This is a genomic window from Streptomyces sp. NPDC102360, from assembly GCF_044766085.1.
Classification (GTDB): domain Bacteria; phylum Actinomycetota; class Actinomycetes; order Streptomycetales; family Streptomycetaceae; genus Streptomyces.
The window spans coordinates 1804391-1824621 of record NZ_JBIWLG010000001.1 but is presented as its reverse complement, the minus strand read 5'-3'; the positions used below and the strand labels follow the sequence as shown (position 1 = coordinate 1824621).

Annotated in this window: 16 protein-coding genes and 1 pseudogene; 13 read left to right on the top strand and 4 right to left on the bottom strand. The window is 72.9% G+C overall.

From position 1 onward, the window contains the following. Positions 1-36: 36 nt before the first annotated feature. The 11 genes and pseudogenes from ACIRHA_RS08335 (at position 37) to ACIRHA_RS08285 (ending at position 11725) form a co-directional block, all read left to right on the top strand. Positions 37-1596 (top strand): ATP-dependent DNA ligase, encoded by a 1560-nt coding sequence (locus ACIRHA_RS08335; protein ID WP_403841407.1) that lies wholly within the window; start codon positions 37-39, stop codon positions 1594-1596. 179 nt (positions 1597-1775) lie between these two features. Beyond that, positions 1776-2261, top strand: coding sequence for a cation:proton antiporter regulatory subunit (locus ACIRHA_RS08330; protein WP_403841405.1), 486 nt, complete (start codon positions 1776-1778; stop codon positions 2259-2261). 4 nt (positions 2262-2265) lie between these two features. Beyond that, positions 2266-3573, top strand: a complete 1308-nt coding sequence (locus ACIRHA_RS08325) for a cation:proton antiporter (protein ID WP_403841402.1) — start codon at positions 2266-2268, stop codon at positions 3571-3573. 166 nt (positions 3574-3739) lie between these two features. Continuing rightward, entirely contained in the window at positions 3740-5275 is a 1536-nt protein-coding gene (locus tag ACIRHA_RS08320; protein WP_403841399.1) for an MFS transporter, read from the top strand. Between the two features lie 135 nt (positions 5276-5410). Further along, entirely contained in the window at positions 5411-6010 is a 600-nt protein-coding gene (locus ACIRHA_RS08315) for a hypothetical protein (protein ID WP_403841396.1), read from the top strand. 143 nt (positions 6011-6153) lie between these two features. Beyond that, positions 6154-6792, top strand: a pseudogene (locus tag ACIRHA_RS08310) (ATP-binding cassette domain-containing protein); the annotation flags it as partial. A gap of 83 nt (positions 6793-6875) precedes the next feature. Next, a complete protein-coding gene (locus ACIRHA_RS08305; protein ID WP_403841393.1) occupies positions 6876-7673 on the top strand; it encodes an ABC transporter permease in 798 nt (265 codons plus the stop codon). Beyond that, positions 7666-8967, top strand: coding sequence for a sensor histidine kinase (locus ACIRHA_RS08300; RefSeq protein WP_403841391.1), 1302 nt, complete (start codon positions 7666-7668; stop codon positions 8965-8967). Before ACIRHA_RS08305 ends, ACIRHA_RS08300 begins: the two co-directional genes overlap by 8 nt. 101 nt (positions 8968-9068) lie before the next feature. After that, complete coding sequence (locus ACIRHA_RS08295; RefSeq protein ID WP_403841389.1) at positions 9069-9728, top strand: response regulator; 660 nt, start codon at positions 9069-9071, stop codon at positions 9726-9728. Continuing rightward, a complete protein-coding gene (locus tag ACIRHA_RS08290) occupies positions 9721-10200 on the top strand; it encodes an NUDIX domain-containing protein (RefSeq protein WP_403841387.1) in 480 nt (159 codons plus the stop codon). The genes ACIRHA_RS08295 and ACIRHA_RS08290 overlap by 8 nt, the downstream gene beginning before the upstream one ends. A gap of 130 nt (positions 10201-10330) precedes the next feature. Continuing rightward, positions 10331-11725 carry an NADP-dependent succinic semialdehyde dehydrogenase gene (locus ACIRHA_RS08285; protein WP_403841384.1) on the top strand — a complete coding sequence of 465 codons (1395 nt, stop codon included), beginning with the start codon at positions 10331-10333 and terminating at the stop codon, positions 11723-11725. A gap of 18 nt (positions 11726-11743) precedes the next feature. On the opposite strand, the gene ACIRHA_RS08280 is transcribed toward ACIRHA_RS08285, so the two are convergent. The 4 genes from ACIRHA_RS08280 to ACIRHA_RS08265 all read right to left on the bottom strand — a co-directional run bounded on the left by ACIRHA_RS08280 (position 11744) and on the right by ACIRHA_RS08265 (position 17630). Next, the gene (locus ACIRHA_RS08280) at positions 11744-12574 is read right to left on the bottom strand and encodes a DUF2877 domain-containing protein (protein ID WP_403841381.1); all 831 of its coding nucleotides are present in this window, start codon (positions 12572-12574) and stop codon (positions 11744-11746) included. Next, entirely contained in the window at positions 12571-14067 is a 1497-nt protein-coding gene (locus ACIRHA_RS08275) for a DUF1116 domain-containing protein (RefSeq protein WP_403841379.1), read from the bottom strand. Before ACIRHA_RS08275 ends, ACIRHA_RS08280 begins: the two co-directional genes overlap by 4 nt. Before the next feature lie 191 nt (positions 14068-14258). Beyond that, entirely contained in the window at positions 14259-15872 is a 1614-nt protein-coding gene (locus ACIRHA_RS08270; protein ID WP_403841377.1) for a transcriptional regulator, read from the bottom strand. Between the two features lie 189 nt (positions 15873-16061). Further along, positions 16062-17630: a PucR family transcriptional regulator gene (locus ACIRHA_RS08265; protein WP_403841374.1), complete on the bottom strand. Its 1569-nt coding sequence runs from the start codon at positions 17628-17630 to the stop codon at positions 16062-16064. A 202-nt stretch (positions 17631-17832) separates the two neighbouring features. Here ACIRHA_RS08265 and ACIRHA_RS08260 point away from each other — a divergent pair, with 202 nt between their 5' ends. Both ACIRHA_RS08260 and ACIRHA_RS08255 read left to right on the top strand, forming a co-directional pair. Next, positions 17833-18951 carry a carbamate kinase gene (locus ACIRHA_RS08260; protein ID WP_403841371.1) on the top strand — a complete coding sequence of 373 codons (1119 nt, stop codon included), beginning with the start codon at positions 17833-17835 and terminating at the stop codon, positions 18949-18951. An 80-nt stretch (positions 18952-19031) separates the two neighbouring features. Further along, positions 19032-20165: an acetamidase/formamidase family protein gene (locus ACIRHA_RS08255; protein WP_403841369.1), complete on the top strand. Its 1134-nt coding sequence runs from the start codon at positions 19032-19034 to the stop codon at positions 20163-20165. The last annotated feature ends 66 nt before the right edge of the window (positions 20166-20231 follow it).

Genomic DNA, 20231 nt, shown 5'->3' with positions numbered 1-20231 from the left:
GCTGCGCCTCCACCTCCCCCGTAGCACCATGGCTACATGCTGTTCGCCCGGCTCGCTCAGGTGTCCCAGGACGTCGCCGCCGCCTCCGCGCGGTCGCGCAAGATCGCGCTGCTCGCCGAGCTGTTCCGGGACGCCGACCCGGACGACGTACCGATCGTCATCCCGTACCTGGCGGGTCGGCTGCCCCAGGGACGACTCGGGGTCGGGTGGCGGGTGCTGAGCGAGCCGGTCGAGGCGGCGCCGGAGCCGCGGCTGAGCGTGCAGGACGTCGACGCGCTGATGACCGAGCTCGGGGATGTGTCCGGCACCGGTTCGCAGGCCGAGCGGAAGCGACTCGTCGGGCAGCTGATGGGCGCCGCCACCGAGGGCGAGCAGCGGTTCCTGTTCGGGCTCGTGACCGGCGAGGTGCGCCAGGGCGCCCTGGACGCCGTCGCGACCGAGGGGCTTGCGCAGGCGACGGGCGCGGCCCCCGCCGACGTACGGCGTGCCGTGATGCTGGCAGGCGGGCTGCAGGACGTCGCGCAGGCGCTCCTCGCCCGCGGACCCGAGGCGCTCGACGAGTTCCGGCTCACCGTCGGCCGGCCCGTGCTGCCGATGCTCGCGCACAGCGCCGGTGGCGTCGGCGAGGCGCTCGACAAGCTGGGCGCCTGCGCTGTGGAGGAGAAGCTCGACGGCATTCGCGTGCAGGTTCATCGGGACGGCGCTGACGTACGCGTCTACACGCGCACGCTCGACGACATCACGGATCGGCTTCCCGAAGTCACCGACGCCGTACGGGAGTTCCACGGCGAGCGGTTCATCCTCGACGGGGAGGTCATCGCGCTCGGCGAGGACGGTCGGCCGCGGGCGTTCCAGGACGTCGCGGGCCGGGTCGGGTCGCGGGTCGACGTCGCGCGTGCCGCGAAGGCGCTGCCGGTCTCCCCCGTGTTCTTCGATGTGCTGTACGTCGACGGACGGGATCTGCTGGACCTGCCGTTCGCCAGGCGGCACGAGCAGCTGGCCCGGCTCGCCCCGGAGGCGATGCGGGTACGGCGCCTCGTGGTCGCGGACGAGGGCGAGGAGGCGGACGGCACCGAACAGCGGGCCGCCGCCGAGGCGTTCTTCGCCGACACCCTCGCGCGTGGCCACGAGGGCGTGGTGCTCAAGGGCCTTGAGGCCCCGTACAGCGCGGGGCGCCGCGGCGCGTCCTGGGTGAAGGTCAAGCCCGTGCACACGCTGGACCTCGTCGTGCTCGCCGCCGAGTGGGGGCACGGGCGGCGTACCGGAAAGCTGTCCAACCTGCACCTGGGCGCACGCCGTCCCGACGGTACGTACGCGATGCTCGGCAAGACGTTCAAGGGACTCACCGACGCGCTGCTGACCTGGCAGACGGAGCGACTGCGCGCCCTGGCGGTCAGTGACGACGGCCATGTCGTGACCGTGCGGCCCGAGTTGGTCGTGGAGATCGCCTATGACGGTTTGCAGCGCTCGACGCGCTACCCGGCAGGTGTGACGCTCCGCTTCGCGCGCGTGGTGCGGTACCGGGAGGACAAGTCCGCCGAGCAGGCGGACACGGTGGAGGCTGTGCTCGCCGCGCATGCCTCGCTCGACGCGTGACCGTGTCGGTGCCCGACTGCTTGTGCGCATGACCTCGTACGCCCCGTATGACCCTTTCTACGCCTGACCGTTTTTTTGCCAAAGCTTGGCGCGTATAGGGTGACGGACATCCATCTAAAGTTGCATCTGCCATCTATTGGTCGCCGGGACAGCGGCCACGCACGGACAAGGGGAGAGACGTGCCCGCTTCACGCCTGAGCAGGACACCATTGCCGGGGATCGGCTACCGCTACGACCTCACGACCCGCGAGCAGCGCCAGCTCTCGGTCGTCGCCCACCGGGACGGGGGCCGCACCCTCAGCGCGTACCGGGCGGACGACCCGGACGCCTGCGACCTGTCACTGAAGCTGACGTCGGGGGAAGCGACGTATCTCATCGACGCGCTGATGCCCTCGCACCACAGCCCGAACCTGCTGCACACCACCGATCTGGGGCTCGTCGCCGAGCGCATCGAGATTCCGGGCGCCTCGATCTGGAACGGGCGGCTGCTCGGCGAGACGAAGATGCGGACCGATACCGGCGCGTCGATCGTGGCCGTACTGCGCCGCGCCGACGCGATTCCGTCGCCTACGCCGGACTTCCGGCTCGCGGGCGGCGATACGGTCATCGTCATCGGTACCCGCGAGGGCGTCGACGCGGCGGCCACGATTCTGGGGCGGGAGTGACCGCATGCACGGTGCTGTCTTTCTGATCGAATTCGGTGCCATCACCTTGGCACTCGGGCTGCTCGGACGGCTCGCGGGGCGGCTGCGGTTCTCACCGATCCCGCTGTATCTGCTGGCAGGACTCGCGTTCGGTGAGGGCGGTCTGCTGCCGCTCGGCGCCAGCGAGGAGTTCGTCGCCATCGGCTCCGAAATAGGCGTGATCCTGCTGCTGTTGATGCTCGGTCTCGAGTACACGGCCAGCGATCTCGTCACCAATTTGAAGACGCAGTATCCCGCCGGCCTCGTCGACATGACGTTCAACGCCCTGCCCGGTGCCATCGCCGCACTGCTCATGGGGTGGGGGCCGGTGGCGGCCGTGGTGCTCGCCGGTGTCACCTGGATCTCGTCCTCGGGCGTGATCGCCAAGGTGCTCGGGGACCTGGGCCGGCTCGGCAATCGCGAGACGCCGGTGATCCTCAGCATTCTGGTGCTCGAGGACCTGGCGATGGCGGTGTATCTGCCCATCATCACGGCGCTGCTCGCCGGTGTCGGCTGGGCGGCCGGCGGGCTGACGCTCGCCATCGCGCTCGGCGCCGCGGGTCTGGTGCTGTTCATCGCGGTGCGGTTCGGGCGGCACATCTCGAAGTTCGTCTCCAGCGACGACCCGGAGAAGCTGCTCCTCGTGGTGCTCGGTCTGACCATTCTGGTCGCGGGTCTCGCACAGCAGCTCCAGGTGTCCGCGGCCGTAGGCGCGTTCCTCGTGGGCATCGCGCTGTCCGGTGAGGTCGCCGAGAACACGCATACGCTGCTGTCCCCGCTGCGCGACCTGTTCGCGGCCGTCTTCTTCGTCTTCTTCGGCCTGCACACCGACCCGGCGAGCATCCCTCCGGTGCTGCTGCCCGCGCTGCTGCTCGCCGTGGTCACGGCCTGCACGAAGATCGCGACGGGGTACTGGGCGGCGCGCCGCGCAGGGATCTCCGTCAAGGGACGCTGGCGGGCCGGTGGCGCGCTGGTGGCGCGCGGCGAGTTCTCCATCGTGATCGCGGGCCTCGCCGTCACCTCCGGTATCGAGCCCCGGCTCGGCCCGCTGGCCACCGCGTACGTGCTGATCCTGGTGATCGTGGGCCCGCTGACCGCGCGGTTCGTGCAGCCCCTCGCGCAGCGGCTGTTCCCGCAGCGCGCGGCGGTGGCCGTGGCCGCGGGCGCGGTTCCCGAGCCGCGTGCGGCCGAGCAGTCCGCACAGGGTGACGCGAAGCCGGACACGAAGCCCGGCACGGAGCCGGACGGGAAGCCCGACGAGAAGTCGGCCGCCCTGGACGAGCACAGCCGCTGACGAACCTCCGCCGATCCTCGGCGGAGGCCGCCGAACCCGGCACCCGACGGGGCCGTTCTCCACACCTGGGGAACGGCCCCGTTCTCTCTCCAGTCGCCCACCATGACCAGGGCGCTTAGCGTGGTGGGCGAAGTCGATCGGGGGGTCCGGTGGTTTGGAGGCCACGATGGATCGCTCGCCCGACACCTCTCAGGCAGACGCCGAACCCGGCATACAGCACTCCCCTCCCGGCGGCGGCTCCGTGCCGTACGCGGGCGGGGGCAGGCACGAGCACCGGTGGCTGATCCTCGCCGTGATCGGCCTGGCACAGCTGATGGTCGTCCTCGACGCCACCATCGTGAACATCGCGCTGCCCTCGGCCCAGAAGGACCTCGGGTTCTCCGACGGGAACCGGCAGTGGATCGTCACCGCCTACTCCCTGGCGTTCGGCAGTCTGCTGCTGCTCGGTGGGCGGATCGCCGACCTCGTCGGCCGCAAGGCCGTGTTCCTCGTGGGCCTGGTCGGGTTCGCGGTGGCCTCCGCGCTGGGTGGTGCCGCGAGCAGCTTCGAAATGCTCGTCGCGGCGCGCGCCCTGCAAGGCGCGTTCGGCGCGCTGCTCGCGCCGGCCGCGCTCTCCCTGCTGACGACGACGTTCACCGATCCCAAGGAGCGGGCCAAGGCCTTCGGCATCTATGGCGCCATCGCCGGTGCGGGCGGCGCGGTCGGCCTGCTGCTGGGCGGTGTGCTGACCGAGTATCTGGACTGGCGCTGGTGCCTGTTCGTGAACCTGGCCTTCGCCGCCTTCGCGTTCCTGGGCGGCCTGCGGCTGCTGCACGGCGGGCGTCCCGCGGACCGTCCGAAGCTGGACGTGCCCGGCACGATCCTGGTGTCGGCGGGCCTGTTCTGCATCGTGTACGGGTTCTCCAACGCCGAGACCCATGACTGGGGCGAGTTCGCGACGTGGGGCTTCCTGGTGATCGGCGCGGTGCTGCTGGCCGCGTTCGCCTGGTTCGAGACGCGGGCCGCGCATCCGCTGCTGCCGCTGCGTGTGCCGCTCGACCGGGACCGCGGCGCGTCGTACCTGGCGATGTTCATCGCCGGTGCGGGCATGTTCGGCGTGTTCCTGTTCCTGACGTACTACCTGCAGCAGATCCTGGAGTTCTCGCCGGTGCAGACCGGTGTGGCGTTCCTGCCGATGGTCGCCTGCATGATCTTCTCGTCGATGATCACGCAGAACTCCCTCGCGCCGAGGTTCGGGCCCAAGCCGATCGTTCCGCTGGGCATGGCCCTGGCGGTGGGGGCGATGATCTGGCTGACCTTCCTCGACATCGACAGCACGTACGCCGGCCACGTGCTGCCGCCGACGATGGTGATGGGCCTCGGCATGGGCATGATCTTCGCGACGGCCATGAACCTGGCCACCTCCGGTGTCGCGACGCACGACGCGGGGGTCGCCTCCGCGATGGTCAACACCAGTCAGCAGGTGGGTGGTTCGATCGGTACGGCGCTGCTGAACACGCTGGCCACGACCGCCGCGACCAGCTACCTCGTCGGCAAGCGGCCCACACCGCTGGTGCGGGCACAGGCCGCGATCGAGAGCTATTCGACCGCCTACTGGTGGTCGGCCGCGTTCTTCGGCGTCGGCTTCGTCGTGACACTGCTCCTGTACCGGCCGGGGCCGCCGAAGGTGATGTCCGGCGAGGAGTCGGCCGTGCACATGTGAGGCGGGTCGTACGCCGTCGGTTCGTGCGGCCCATCCAAGGGGCATACCCCCTGAGCACAGTCCGCCCGACGGGTAAGTGGCAGGGCGGGTCGCTGCGTCGTGCGGGGCGGACGGGACAGGGGCAAGGGGGCCGTCATGCGTGGCGTGCCGTACGAGGCGTACCAGGTGGACAGCGAGCGGCTGGCGACGGCGTTCGTGGAAGTGGCCGACGCCGCCGTACGGGGTGGTACCCAGGCCCTCGGCGCGCTCGTCGGCAGTTGTGTGTCGCTGCTCGGGGTGGCGTCGGCGGTGGCGGTGCTGAACCCGCCCGCGGCCCGGGTCGAGGTCGCGGCGTCCGACCCACGCGGCCTGCGCCTGGAGCGGGCCGCGCTGACCTGGGGCGAGGGTCCCGGCCTGGACTGCCGCAGCTCCGCCACGGCCATCAGCGGCGTTCCGCTGGCGCATCCGTACGCGCGCGCCAACTGGCCTTCGTACACGGCGATGGCGCGCAGCCTGGGCTTCGCGTGTGTGGTTGGCGGTGCCGCTGCGGGCCTCGGGCCGGGCGGTGGGATCGCTGAGTCTGCTGTCGGAGCGGCCGGGGCCGATCGGGCCGCTGCGATTGCGTCTGGGGCAGCATCTCGCGGACGCGACGGCGCTGGGTGTCGTGCCGCGGGGGCGGGCCTGATCGAGCGCCCGCCTCGGACTGGCTTCGGCTTCGCTTCGGCCTGGGCTTCGCTCCGGGCCGCTCCGGGCTGAAACTCCTGCCCGGCGTCCGCGGCCTGGGGGTTTTCCCCCAGCAGGGTCGGAGGACAACCTCGTTCCGGTGGATCGTCCCGGTACCTAGCGTGGATGTCACACGAAGGGCGCGACGTCGGAGCGCGTGGGCAGAGGGAGTCGTGATGATCGAGGCCAAGGGTCTCACCAAGCGGTACGGCGAGACGGTCGCCGTGGAGGACCTGAGCTTTCGGGTGCGCCCCGGGAGCGTCACGGGATTCCTCGGGCCGAACGGGTCGGGGAAGTCCACGACCATGCGCATGATCATGGGTCTCGACCGGCCGGACGCCGGGCACGTCACGATCCACGGCCGCCCGTACGCCGAGTTGGACTGGCCGCTGCGCCGGGTCGGCGCGCTGCTCGAAGCCCGCACGTTCCATCCGGGCCGCAGCGCGCGCGGCCATCTCGCGGCGCTGGCCGCGGGCGGCGGCATCGACCCGGCGCGGGTGGACGCGGTCCTGGAGACCGTCGGTCTGGCCTCGGTCGCGCACAAGCGGGCGGGTTCGTTCTCGCTCGGCATGGCGCAGCGCCTCGGCATCGCGTCGGCGCTCCTGGGAGACCCGGCGGTGCTGCTGTTCGACGAGCCGGTGAACGGGCTTGACCCCGAAGGCGTCCGCTGGATACGGGAGTTGCTGCGCTCGCTGGCCGCCGAGGGACGTACGGTCCTGCTGTCGAGCCATCTGATCAGCGAGATGGCCCTCACGGCCGACCATCTTCTGGTGATCGGCCAGGGCAGGCTGCTCGCGGACACCTCGGTCGCCGACCTCACGGCGCACGGGCGGTCGTTGGAGGAGTCGTTCTTCGCGCTCACCGGGGGCGCGGCCATGTACCAGGCAGGAGGAGCCCGATGAGCACCGCGACGTACGCGCCCGCCCTGGCGGGGCACTACGGTTTCCGGCAGGCCGCCCGGATGGAGTGGATCAAACTGCGGAGCCTGCGCTCGACGATGTACGCGCTGCTCCTCACCGTGGTCGGCATGATCGCCATGGGGGTCGTGACGATGGCCAACACGAAGGCGCCGCAGGGCGCTTCGCGGGTGGCGTCCTTCGACCCGACGAACAACGTCCTGGCGGGCGTGGCCCTCGGCCAGCTCATCATCGGCGTGCTGGGCGTCCTCGTGATGTCCGGCGAGTTCTCGTCGGGGACGATCCGCTCGACGCTGGCGGCGGTGCCCGACCGGCGGCTGGCGCTGGCGGCGAAGGCCGCGGTGTTCGGCGGGCTCGCGCTGGTCGTCGGCGAGGTGGTGACGTTCGTGACGTTCCTCGCGGGGACCGCGGCGCTCTCCCCCGGTGTGCCGCACCCCTCGCTCGGCGATCCCGCTGTGCTGCGCGCCGTGCTCATGTCGGGCGCGTATCTGGCGATGGTCGGCCTGATGGGCCTCGGGATCGGCGCGATCACCCGGCACACGGCGAGCGCGATAGGCGTCCTGGTCGGCATCACATATGTGCTGCCCGCGCTTCTGGCCGGGACCACGGGGACGGCGGTCGCGAAGTTCTTCCCGACGATGATCGCGGGCAATTCGCTTGCGGTGACGGTGCCGGTCGACGGGATGCTGTCGCCGTGGGCCGGGTTCAGCGTGCTGTGCCTGTACACGGCGGCGTTCCTCGCCGTGGGCGACCGGCTGCTGGCGCGCCGCGATGCCTGACTTCCCCTTCGACGGCCTGCCGAGCGTGCGCGCGGCACTGACGGCCTGCGTCACGCGGCGGGCGTGGGCGGAGGCGGCGTACTGCCTCCTGTGCTACGTCCCCGCGCTCGTGGGTTTCCTCCTCGTCGTGGTGGCGCTGGCCCTGGGGTCCGCGCTGACGCTGACGGTGGTCGGGGCGGTCCTCGGCGCGGTGTTCCTGCTGGCCGGGCTCTACCTGGCCCGCGGCCTCGGCGCACTGCACCGGCTCCTTGCCGGCGCGCTGCTCGGCGAGCGGGTGGCGGCGCCGGGCCCGCCGCCGGTCGAGGGCGGGATGTTCGCGCGCGTGGAGGCTCGGCTGCGGGACGGGACCGCGTGGCGGGCGGTCGCGTACGTGCTGGTGAAGCTGCCGCTGGCGACGGTGGGCCTGTACGGGGTGACGTGGTGGGTGATCGGCGCGGTGAACATCGCGGCGCCGGTGCGGTGGGCGTTCACGCCCGAGGATCTGACGCTGGTGACGCCGTTGCCGTGGGGCGGGCAGCCGCAGGTGCACTCGCTGGCCGGGGCGTTCGGTGTCGCGCTGCGGGGTGTGCTGATCGTGGTGATCGCGCCGTGGCTGATACGGGTCGTCGTCAAGGCGGACCGCACGCTGATGCCGGCGCTGCTCGGCCCTGGTGAACTGGCCGACCGCGTGCGCGACCTGGAGGAGAAGCGGGCGCTGGCGGTGGAAGAGGCCAATGAACGGCTGCGTCGGCTCGAGCGGGATCTGCACGACGGGGCGCAGGTTCGCCTGGTGGCGCTTGCGATGAGTCTGGACATGGTGCGCGAGCAGTTGGACGACCGGGACCGGCCGGAGCTGCACAGCATGGTGGAGGCGGCGCGGGACAACGCGACGGAGGTCCTCACGGAGCTGCGCGACCTCTCGCGTGGCCTGCATCCGCCCGCGCTCGACGGCGGGCTCGGTGACGCGCTGAGCACGCTCGCGGCGCGCAGCACGCTACCGGTGGACGTCAGCGTGGATCTGCCGGAGCGGCCGGCGCCCGCGATGGAGAGCCTGGCCTACTTCTGCGCGGCGGAGCTGCTGGCCAACGCGATAAAGCACAGCGGGGCGCGGCACTGCGGGGTGGAGTTGGCCGCGGGTGACGGCACGTTGCGGCTGCGGGTGACGGACGACGGGAAGGGTGGCGCACGCCTGGAGCCGGGCGGCGGTCTCGCGGGCCTGGTGCAGCGGGCCCGGACGGTCGACGGGTCGCTGGAGGTGACGAGTCCGCCGGGCGGCCCGACAGCGGTGACGGTGTCGCTGCCGCTGCACACGTAGACGCAGCGGCAGCGAGAGCGGGCAGGAGGCGAGGGAGCGAAGTGAACACGGAGAGGACTACGGCCAGGACTACCGACAGGACGCGTGAGACGATCCCGGCCATGCGCGTAGTCATCGCCGAGGACGCCGCCGTGCTGCGGGAGTTGCTGGCCCAGATGCTGTCCATGCGGGGGCACGAGGTCGTGGCGGCGGTGAGTGACGCGGATGCGCTGCGGGCCGCCGTGGCGGAGCACCGGCCCGACGTGACGGTCGTCGACATCCGTATGCCGCCGACGCACACCGACGACGGGCTGCGCGCGGCGATCGACATCCGGCGCGAGCATCCGGGGACCGGTGTGCTGCTGTTCTCGCAGTACGTGGAGACGAAGTACGCCACGCGACTGCTCGCCGAGGGCTCGGCGGGCGTCGGATATCTGCTCAAGGAACGGGTGGCGAACGTCGCGGAGTTCACGGACGCGCTCACCCGGGTCGCTGCGGGCGGCACCGCGCTCGACCCGGAGGTGGTGACTCAGCTCGCCGGCGCGGGCCGGGCGGCCGAGGAGCTGAGTTCGCTCACGGAGCGGGAGCGGGATGTGCTGGAGCTGATGGCGGAGGGCCGGTCGAACGCGGCGATCGCCGAGTCGCTGCATGTGTCGGCGGGCACGGTGGAGAAGCACGTCGCGGCGGTGTTCGGGAAGCTGGGGCTGCCGGTGTCGGAGGATCACAATCGCCGTGTACTCGCGGTCATCCGGTTCCTGCACCGAGACTTGGCGCATGGCTGACGGGACGAGGCGAGGAAAGCGCAGCGCGGGCCTGCTTCTCTTCCGGCACGCGGCGGAAGGGGTCGAGGTGCTGCTCGGGCACATGGGCGGCCCGTTCTGGGCGCGCAGGGACGCGGGCGCGTGGGGCGTGCCGAAGGGTGAGTACGAGCCGGGCGAGACACCGTGGGAGGCGGCGCGGCGCGAGTTTCAGGAGGAGCTGGGACTGCCGCCGCCGGAGGGAGCCGCGCTGCCGCTGGGCGAGACGGTGCAGTCCGGCGGCAAGCACGTGACCGTGTGGGCGGTGGAGGCGGATCTGGATCCGGCGCAGATGGTGCCGGGGACGTTCACGATGGAGTGGCCGCGCGGTTCCGGTCGCATGGCGGAGTTTCCAGAGCTGGACCGGGTGGCCTGGTTCGGCCTTGATCCGGCGCGGGCCCGGATCGTGAAGGCACAGGCGGTCTTCCTCGACCGGCTCGCGGCTCAGGTGTCCTGAGACAGGTGATCCAAGGGGCGGACGTCTGGCAGGCCTGCCCGTGGGTACCCGGGGTCGTCCCGCGGCCCGCGTTGCGCGCGTCCGTGGCGCGCGGGAAGGTCGTAGGAACCGCGCAGAGGAGGTCGGCAGCATGCCCATCGCGACGGTCAACCCGGCGAACGGCGAGACCCTCAAGACGTACGAGGCCCTGTCCCCGGAGGAGATCGAGCGCAGGCTCGCCCTGGCGGCGCGCACCTTCGACTCGTACCGGACGACGACGTTCTTCGACCGGGCGAGGCTGCTGCAGCGGGCCGCGGACCTGCTGGAGGCGGACGCGCCCGACGTCGCCCGCACGATGACGACCGAGATGGGCAAGCCGGTGGCGGCGGCGCGGGCCGAGGCGTTGAAGTGCGTGAAGACGATGCGCTGGTACGCGGAGCACGCGTCGGAGCTGCTCGCGGACGAGCATCCGGCGGAGTCGGACGTGAAGGACTCGGGCGCGGTACGGGCGCACGTGCGCTACCGGCCGCTCGGCCCGGTGCTCGCGGTGATGCCGTGGAACTTCCCGCTGTGGCAGGTCGTACGGTTCGCGGCGCCCGCCCTCATGGCCGGGAACGTGGGCCTGCTCAAGCATGCGTCGAACGTGCCGGGGACCGCCCTCTACCTGGAGGATCTCTTCAGCCGGGCCGGTTACCCAGAGGGCTGTTTCCAGACGCTGCTCATCGGTTCGGGCGCGGTCGAGGGCATTCTGCGCGACGAGCGGGTGGTCGCGGCGACCCTCACCGGCAGCGAACCGGCCGGCCGTTCCGTGGCCTCGATCGCGGGCGACGAGGTGAAGAAGACGGTCCTGGAGCTGGGCGGCAGCGACCCGTACGTGGTGCTGCCGTCGGCGGACGTGGCGAAGGCGGCGCAGAACGCCGTGACGGCGCGCGTCCAGAACAACGGTCAGTCGTGCATCGCGGCCAAGCGGTTCATCGTGCACGAGTCGGTGTTCGAGGAGTTCCGGGACGCGTTCGTGTCCGGCATGCGGGAGCTGCGGGTGGGCGATCCACTCGACGAGGACACGGACGTCGGCCCGCTCTCCAGCGAGCAGGGGCGCAGAGATCTGGAGGAGCTGGTCGACGACGCCGTCGAGAGCGGGGCGACCGTGCTGTGCGGCGGGCAGCGGCCCAAGGACTTCGCCGACCGCGGCTGGTTCTACGAGCCGACCGTCATCGCCGATGTGACCCCGGAGATGCGTATCCACCTGGAGGAGACGTTCGGTCCGGTGGCGACCCTGTACCGGGTCGCGGACCTGGACGAGGCGATCGCCGTCGCCAACGACACACCCTTCGGGCTGAGTTCCAATCTGTGGACCCGTGACGAGGAGGAGATCGAGCGCTTCGTCCGCGACAGCCAGGCCGGCGGCGTCTTCGTCAACGGCATGACGGCGTCGCACCCGGCCCTCCCCTTCGGCGGCGCGAAGCGCTCGGGCTACGGACGCGAGCTGTCGGACCACGGCATCAAGGAGTTCTGCAACATCACCACGGTGTGGATCGGGGCCTGACAGCGACACGTCGGCGGCTCACCCCTGCGAGCCGCCGACACAGGAACGCCCCACCCCGGCGAGCCGCGCCCCCGCGCACAACCCGTGCAGCAGGTCGCTCCCGGAGCTGTGGCCGACGGCGAGCAGGTCGGTGACCGGTGCGGCCAGATCCGCGCCGGTCGCCGCCGCGCGGAGCAGCGCCGCCACCTGTGGAACGCAGTGCCCCTCGGCGGCGTGCCGCAGGAGCGCGGCCGAGACCGGAGGCGTACGTGTTCCGGCCTGTTCGGCGGTCGCTACGAGGACGGGCAGCCAGGCGGGTGGCAGCGGGGACAGGCGGGCGGCGAGCAGCAGTCCGCACAGGAAGTCGTCGCCGGACGGAGTGGCTCCGGGGCCCAGGCCCACCAGGGCGTCCGCGGCGCGCCTCCCTGCGCTGGGGGTTCCGTGCGCGAGGGCGCGCACGAGCGCGGTCGCGGCGGGCCGGGCGTCGGCGGCCAGAGGGCGGGGCGGACGCAGCCGCGCGAGCCGGTCGAGTGCCGGGCCGCGCGGGGTGTCCTGGACGCGGGGCGGCGCCCAGAACTCCCCAACGGCGAGGCGCAGGTGCCCGACCGCGACGCGCCCGTCCCCGACCCGGCCCGCGCCCCCGACCGGCACGCCGTCGAACGGCCGCTCCCCCGCCGCCCGCGGCAGCACCACGGCGGCCGGCACGCGCACGGCCTGCGGCACGATCACGGCGAGCGGGGTGTCACCGTCGTACGGCAGCAGGTACAGGGCCTGCCGGGCGACGGCCATGACGCGGGCGGGACGTGGCGGCCCGGCCAGCAGGGCGCGGGCCAGGGTGCTGACGGCGCAGGGCAGGTGGACGGGGCTCATGCCCGGGGAGCAGTCATGTCGTCGGCCGCCTCCGGAACGACGAACTCCTCCGGGACCGCGAACGCGTCCGGAATCACGAACGCCTCCAGCGCCTTGCGGAAGCACTCCAGCGGTGCGTGCGCCAGGCCCGCGCCGATCTGGCCGATGCCCGGTTGGCGGTGTGCGATGCCCGTGGTGACGACCGGTTCGATGCCGGTGTCGAGGACGGCCCGCACGTCGATGCCGACCGGTGAGCCGATGCCGCCGAGGGCCGGCAGCCGGTAGGCCTCATGGCGGGCCAGCGTGATGCGGGCCATGTCCCGGCTGATGCGCAGCGCCTCCCCCACGGTGCCGCCGACGAAGCCGGTGATGGCGGGCGCGGCTGCGAGGGCGAAGCCGCCGAGGCCGTTGGTCTCGGTGATGGCGCTGTCGCCGATGTCGGGGTTGGCGTCCTCGGGCCCGTATCCGGCGAAGTACAGGCCGCGCACCTCGGCGGCGGGCGCCGTGAACCAGGCGTCGCCGAGGCCGCTGACGCGGATGCCGACCTCGACGCCGTTGCGGGCGAACGCCGTGACGAGTGTGGAGTGGGCGACGCCGTGGGCGGCGGAGGTGGCGAGTTTGGCGGCCGCCATCGAGAAGTTGAGGAACCAGTAGTGGTTCTCGGCGAGGAACTCCAGGACCTCGGGGCCGTGCGGAACGCGGGCGAGCGGCGCGGCGATGTCCCGCAGCAGCAGCGCGGAGGCGGCGGTGTTGCGGCTGTGGCACTCGTCGCCCATCTGGAGCGCCTGGGCGACGACGGAGCGCAGGTCCACGCCGTCGGGCCGGTCGGCGAGGGCGGCGCGCAGCGCGGGGGCGAGTACGTCGGCCATCCAGCGCAGCCGGTCCATCACGTCGTCGCCGAGCGCCCCGTAGCGCAGGCAGCGCCCGGCGCCCTCGTTGAGGTTGGCGTAGGCGCGCCGCCCGGTGGCCGGGTCCTCGACGACGAGGACGGGCATGGACGGGGAGGTGATACCGCCCATGGGGCCGACGGCCTCGTGGTGGTGGCACGGCTCGAAGCGCAACGCCCCCGAGTCGGCGAGGAGTTCGGCCTGTTCCGGGGTGTCGGCCCAGCCTTCGAGCAGCGCGGCGCCGATGACACCCGCGCGCATCGGGCCGCACATGTCGGCCCAGTCGACGGGCGGTCCGGCGTGCAGCAGGACGCGTTCGCCGGTGGCCCGGTCATCGAGCACCGGCAGGACGTCGCGGGCGGTGCGGACGTCGCGCCACACAGGTCGCACGGCGAGCAGGCGGTCGACGGCCGTGCGGTTGGCCGCCTCGACTGCTTCATGGCCGGTGAGTTCGGCCAGCTTCCAGGCGAGGTCGGGGTCGCCGCCCGCGGGCGGTCGCCAGTCGAGGGTGCTGACGTGGGCGCCGCCGGTGCGGGGCACATCGGCGAAGTCGGCCACTCCGACGGCGGCGATACGCGGCGGGGCGCCGCCCGAGTTGAGCAGATCGGACACGAGGTGAGGGGTCATGTGCGGCCTCCCGAGCAGTGGTTGGTGTGCAGTGGGGCGGGCGGGCACTGAGGGCGGCGCACGGCCCGCGATGATCGGCGAGGGCGGTCGGCAGGATGCCGCGCGCCCCGACCGGCACCGGCGCCCTCGGTGTGCGAAGCGGCTGTCAGCCGCGTCGGCGAATCAGCGGCATCGGCCGCGTCAGGCCACCATCACCGCGCGCCCCTCCCCGTAGGCATCAACTCACCGGCGCTCCCGTGAGGTTGGCCGCCCACCGTCGCCAACGACACCGCCCACTCCGCCGCATCCGTACTGGTCGGCGCCAGCAACGCTCCCGCCTTCCCCAGGCGCGCCCGCACCGCATCGATGTCCTGCGGGTCGCCGTCCGTGCCGACGACGAAGGCGATGACCGGTGCTCGCCCCCGCTCCCCCGCCCGTTCCAGCTCGGTGGCGAGCGGCCCGGCCGGGTCGGTGCCCGCGCCGTGTCCGAGGACGACGTCCAGGACCACGGCCGCGGTGTCGGGGTCGGACAGTGCGGCGCGCAGATGGGCGGCGCGCACCGTGGGGTCGATCATCGGGTGGGGGCGGCCCGCGGTGTAGGCGTCGTCGCCGAGGTCGAGTACCAGGTGCCGCTCCGGCAGGGCGATGTCACGACCGGGAACGTAGGGGTCGACGGCCGTGACAGCCCCCGGCAGCAGCTGCCGCGCCTCGTACGCGAAGGTGCCGCCCGCGTACAGGGCGCGGAGGTACCGTCCCGGTCCCGTGTCCACTGCGGGCGGCGCCCACTGCGGGGCCGGTACGCCGCCGAGGGTGCGCACCACCGCGCGGGCCGCGTCGCGCAGCGTGCCGACGACGGTGACGGCCCCCGGCGCCCCGGGCCGCTCGGTGCTTGCGGGATCGCCGAGCGCCGCGGGCCTTTCGGTACCGAGGAACGCGACGACGACCGGCTTGCCCGTACGTCCCGCACGGGCGATGACCCGCTCGGCCGCCTCGGGCGCGGGCGGCTTCGACACCAGCACGATCAGCTCGCAGCCGGGGTCGGCGGCGAGCAGGTCGAGCGCGTCGAGCGTGGTGCGCGCGCCGACCTCCGCGCTGAGGTCGCGTCCGCCGGTCCCGATCAGCTGCCGGACCCCTTCGCCGGCGGCGTCCAGCAGGCACGACACCTGCTGAAGTCCCGTTCCGGAGGCGCCGATCAGGCCGACACGGCCGGGGCGCAGGACGTTGGCGAAGCCGAGCGGGACACCGTCCAGGACGCCGGTCCCGCAGTCGGGTCCCATGGCGAGCAGGCCACGGCGGTGCGCCTCGTCCTTGATACGGATCTCCTGCTCGACGGAGACGTTGTCGCTGAAGACGAAGGCGTGCATGCCGCGGCGCAGCGCCTTGAGCGCTTCGGCCGCCGCGTACGGGCCGGGGGTGGAGATCAGTGCGAGCGCCGTCGCCGGGTCCGCCTCGCCGAGGGCGCGCGGCACCCAGGCGTCGGGCTCGGCGCTCTCGGAGGCGGCGGGCTGTTCGAGCAGCGCGGGCACCTCGCCCAGGGCGTGCTCGATCGCGTCGGCGGTGCCGCGCAGCGCCACGATCAGGTCGGCGGGGCGTGCGGTACGCCCCTCGTCGGTGAGGAGTTGGGCGTCGTCGAGCAGCCGCAGGTTGGGTTCGGTCGCCATGACGAGGCTGGCGGCCGTGATGCCGGGCACCCCGGTGAGGTGCTGGGCCGCGCGCATCAGGGCGACGGAGTCGGCGTAGGCGTCGCACCGCACGGAGTTCGACGTCAGGGTGTCCAGGGTCTCCGAGGATGTGCGGCCGTCGGTGGCGGGCGGGGTGGGCTCCATGTCAGCGACGCTACGGCCGTCACCCGGTCGCGGTCTTCGGCGAGCGGTGCCAGCGCGCGGGTGTGGATCACCGGCACCGGCTGACAGTGACCGGCCCGCCGGCCGCGCACCAGCATGTGCGGGACACCCGCAGCCATGCCCCGCCGCTCACCGACGCCGCCACGACCGCCGGAGCGGTCCCGGCCACAGTCAGCGAGCGCGTGCGCTGAGCAACCGGTGGGCGTGGACGGCCAGTTCCGTCTGGAGGCGGCGCATCGGGTCCTTGTCGGGTGCACCGGTGAGCCGTTCGATCTGCTTGAGGCGGTAGCGCAGCGTGTTGTAGTGGATGTGGAGTTCCTCCGCCGCCTCGACGCCGTTGCGGTCGTGCCGCAGATACACGGTGAGGCTGTGCACGAGGCTGCCGTCGTGCCCGGTGTCGTAGCTCAGCAGGGGGCCGAGGGCGTCGTCGACCAGTGCGTGGAGTTCGCCCGCGGGCAGCTGGTCGAGCAGCCGGTACACGCCGCTCTCCTCGTGGAGCCGGACGAACGAGCGGGCGGGGCCCTCCAGTTCACGGCCGAGTGCGAGCGCGCTGAGTGCCTCGCTGTGGCTGAGGTGGAGTTCGGTGAAGTCGGCGCGGATCGTGCCCGCCGCGACGGCCACGGTGCGCCCCGGGCAGGCGGCGGCGACCGCGCGGCACAACGCCTCGCAGCGGCGGCGGAGTTCGGCGCCGTCGGGTGCCACGAGGGCGGTGAGGCCTCCGGGGGTGCCCCAGGCGGGTGTGTGGGCGCCCAGTGCGGTGCGGGCGGCGGCGAGCAGGCGTTCCTCGGTGAGGCGGGCGCCGCCGCCGTCCGGGGGCGCCGCGGCCTCGACGACCACGGCGGCGCGCGGCCGCTCCAGGTCCCAGCCGAGCGCCGCGGCACGGCGCGCCGACTCCACGCGGTCGCGCGGCGGATGGGAGACGAGTTCGGTCAACAGCAGGGTGCGGTACCGGCGTTCGCGCTCGGCCAGTACGCGTTCCTGCACGGCGAGCATCCCGGCGAGGCTGGCCACATGATCGGCGGCGGTGCCCCACTCCTCGTCGAGCGTGCAGCCCGGCCCGGCCCACAGGGCGACCTCGCCGGCGCTGCGGTGCCCGACGGCGATCGGCCGGGTCACGGACGCGGGGGTGCCCTCGGGCACGTCACCCGCGGCGGCGAGGAGGGCGCCGTCCGGGCCGCGGATCGCGGCGGGGCAGCCGGTCTCCGCCGCCAGCAGGACGACGAGTTCGCCGTAGGAGCCGCCCCCGAGGACGGCCTGCGAGAGCCGGTCGCGCAGCGCCTGCGAGCGCTCCAGGCTCAGCGCCTGCCGGTTGAGTACGGTGCCGATGACCTCGGAGAGGATGTCGTTGAGCATGACGTCGCCGGGCAATTCGACGATGGGGAAGCCCAGTTCGTCGGCGCGGCGCAGCATCGGGGCGGGCAGCCGCGGCAGGTAGGGGCCGACCTTCACGCCGAGGGCCGCGAGTCCGCGGTCGGCGAGCTCGGGCACGAGACCGGTGAGCGCCTGCTCGTCGTCGCGCACGGCGTAGGCGGTGGTGAGGAGGAACTCTCCGCCGCGCATCCAGCGGATGATGTCCGGCACTTCCATGATGTTGGCGACCCTGATGCCGCGGCGCGCGCCCGCCTCCCCGGCCGCCAGGCGGGCGCCCGCGAGCGCGGGCAGCTCCAGCGCCTGGGCCACGGTCAGGGCCGTGGCGCCGGCGGGGCGAGGTGCCGTCACAGTGCGCGGAACAGGGGTCACGCAGCTCACTATGGGCGCCCTCACGGGGGCTGTAAACGCTCGTGACACGAGGTTGTATACGATTCTTCGATGCGGTGACGGCGCCACGGTCCACCCCCATCCGCTCGCCCCTGAAGCACTGTCAGCGAGCGTCAACACCCCTGCGCACACGCTGGCACCGGCTGCCCATGACCGCCGCGCCCGGCGTTCCTATCGTCCTGACATGCCTCCAGGAATCGCGCCCCCACCAGCCGCTTCCCCCGTGCGGACGCCGGTCGTGACGCACCCTGCCGCCCCTGTCACCGTCCTCGCCATCGGCGGCAACGCACTCCTCAGCGGCGGCCCGCGTGCCACGATCGCGGAACAGTTCGCCGCCGCCCGCCAGTTGGGGCGTCCGGTGGCCGAGCTCGTCCGTGCGGGGCACCGTGTGGTCGTCACGCACGGCAACGGCCCACAGGTCGGCTTCATCAAACGGCGCGCCGACCTCGCGGCCGAGCTGGCCCCCGAACTCCCGCTGCTCGACCTCGACATGTGCGTCGCCGATTCGCAGGGCAGCATCGGCTACATCCTCGTACGCGGTCTCTCGGACGCCCTGCCGGCGGGGTCGCTGCCCGTCGCGCTGCTCACGCACACCGTCGTCGACCCGGACGACCCGGCGTTCGCCCGGCCCACCAAGCCCATCGGCACCCACTACGAGCGCGCGGAGGCGGAGCGGCTCGCCGCCCGGTACGGGTGGGCCGTCGCCGACGACGCGGGGCGCGGGTGGCGTCGCGTGGTGCCCTCACCGGCGCCACAGGCCGTCGTCGAACTCGACGCCGTCGCCGCCCTGTTGGACGCCGGCCACGTCGTGGTGGCGGGCGGGGGCGGCGGCATCCCCGTCACGCGCGGCCCCGACGGGGCGCTGTGCGGCGTCGAGGCGGTCGTCGACAAGGACGCGACCTCCGCGCTGCTCGCCTCCGCGCTCGGCGCGGACGAGCTGATCGTGACGACCGGAGTGGAGCGGATCGCCCTCGACTGGGGCACCCCGCGCCACCGCGACCTCGACCGCATGGACGCGGCGCAGGCCCGCGAGCACCTGGCGGCGGGGCAGTTCCCCGAGGGAAGCATGGGGCCGAAGGTGCGCTCGGCCCTGGACTTCCTCGCGTCCGGCGGCCACCGTGTGCTGATCACGTCGCCGGGCGCGCTGAGCGAGGCGCTGCACGGCACGACGGGCACGCGCATCGTCCCGACGGCCGGGGCCACCCGGTCGGTCAACGGCGACCACGACAGCGACCGCGACCGCGACCGCGACAGCAAGGCCGCCAGCAGCGGCAATGGCAACACGACGGCTTCGGAGCCGTAACACGACGACAGCAAGATCGTCGGTGCCGCCGACTCCCCCGCACCCCGCTCACCGCCCCCTCACGGCCGAAGGACCCCCATATGACGCTGACCTCCGCCGCCCCCTCCCCCGATGCCACGCCCGTCGACGGCCGCCACCACCTCGCCACCACGCCCGACACCGCCCGCTGGGGCGTGCTCCCCCGCGCGGACAGCGCCCCGGTGCTGAAGGTCGACGACGGTGACACGGTCACGCTCGACCTCGTCTCCCACGAGGGGATCCTGCCGGACCAGGGCCGCGACCCGGTGGAGTTCTTCGGCGGTTACGGAGTGCCGGCCCACCAAGTGCCGCGCGACGCACAGGAGATCGCGGCGTCCGACCTCGGGCGCGGGCCGGAGAGCCTGATCGGCCCGCACATCGTCACCGGCCCCGTCACGGTGCGCGGCGCACGCCCCGGTGACCTGCTGTGCGTTCGCACCCTGAGCCTGCACCGGCGTACCCACTACGGCATCGTCTCCAACCGGCACACCCGCGGCTCGCTGCCCGGCGAACTCCCGGCCCGGGACGCCGAGTTCACGAGCCCGGACACCAAGCGCGCCGCGCAGGGCACGGTCTCCTCGTTCTGCACCGTCGAGCGCGACGGCGACGGCGCCGAGTTCGGCGTGCTGCGCTGCACGCCGACGCTGAGCGCGCGGTTCCCGCTCGGCCCGTTCGTCGGGATCATGGGCGTGACGGACGACAGCGCGGACACGCTCAGTTCGGTGCCCCCTGGCCCCTTCGGCGGCAACCTCGACATCAAGCACCTGACCTGCGGCTCGAACCTGTACCTGCCCATACGTACCGACGGCGCGGGCTTCTACGCCGGCGACCCGCACTTCGCGCAGGGCAACGGGGAGGTGGCGCTCACCGCGCTGGAGGCGCCGCTGCGCGCGACGTTCCAGCTGTCCGTGGTGCGCGGTGCGGCGGCACGCCGGGTGACCGGGCTGCTCGCTGAGCCGTTCGCCGAGACCCGTACGCACTGGATCGCGCTCGGACTCGATGCCGACCTCGACGAGGCGATGCGTCAGTGCGTGCGCTCCGCGCTCGGCTTCCTCACGGCGCGCACCGGCATGGACCGGGCCACCGCGTACGCGTATCTCAGCGCGGCCGCCGACTTCGAGGTCTCGCAGGTGGTCGACCAGGTCAAGGGCGTCCACTGCCTGATCCGCAAGGCGGACTTCCCCGCCGAGACGTAACCACCGATCCAGATCCACCCCCGATCCACCCCAGGTCGCGCCCGCACGCACCGCACCCGCACCCGC

Coding starts and splice junctions, on each gene's coding strand:
- ACIRHA_RS08335 (WP_403841407.1), top strand. CDS start 37: ATGCTGTTCGCCCGGCTCGCTCAGGTGTCCCAGGACGTCGCCGCCGCC.
- ACIRHA_RS08325 (WP_403841402.1), top strand. CDS start 2,266: ATGCACGGTGCTGTCTTTCTGATCGAATTCGGTGCCATCACCTTGGCA.
- ACIRHA_RS08320 (WP_403841399.1), top strand. CDS start 3,740: ATGGATCGCTCGCCCGACACCTCTCAGGCAGACGCCGAACCCGGCATA.
- ACIRHA_RS08315 (WP_403841396.1), top strand. CDS start 5,411: ATGCGTGGCGTGCCGTACGAGGCGTACCAGGTGGACAGCGAGCGGCTG.
- ACIRHA_RS08305 (WP_403841393.1), top strand. CDS start 6,876: ATGAGCACCGCGACGTACGCGCCCGCCCTGGCGGGGCACTACGGTTTC.
- ACIRHA_RS08300 (WP_403841391.1), top strand. CDS start 7,666: ATGCCTGACTTCCCCTTCGACGGCCTGCCGAGCGTGCGCGCGGCACTG.
- ACIRHA_RS08295 (WP_403841389.1), top strand. CDS start 9,069: ATGCGCGTAGTCATCGCCGAGGACGCCGCCGTGCTGCGGGAGTTGCTG.
- ACIRHA_RS08290 (WP_403841387.1), top strand. CDS start 9,721: ATGGCTGACGGGACGAGGCGAGGAAAGCGCAGCGCGGGCCTGCTTCTC.
- ACIRHA_RS08285 (WP_403841384.1), top strand. CDS start 10,331: ATGCCCATCGCGACGGTCAACCCGGCGAACGGCGAGACCCTCAAGACG.
- ACIRHA_RS08280 (WP_403841381.1), bottom strand. CDS start 12,574: ATGAGCCCCGTCCACCTGCCCTGCGCCGTCAGCACCCTGGCCCGCGCC.
- ACIRHA_RS08275 (WP_403841379.1), bottom strand. CDS start 14,067: ATGACCCCTCACCTCGTGTCCGATCTGCTCAACTCGGGCGGCGCCCCG.
- ACIRHA_RS08270 (WP_403841377.1), bottom strand. CDS start 15,872: ATGGAGCCCACCCCGCCCGCCACCGACGGCCGCACATCCTCGGAGACC.
- ACIRHA_RS08260 (WP_403841371.1), top strand. CDS start 17,833: ATGCCTCCAGGAATCGCGCCCCCACCAGCCGCTTCCCCCGTGCGGACG.
- ACIRHA_RS08255 (WP_403841369.1), top strand. CDS start 19,032: ATGACGCTGACCTCCGCCGCCCCCTCCCCCGATGCCACGCCCGTCGAC.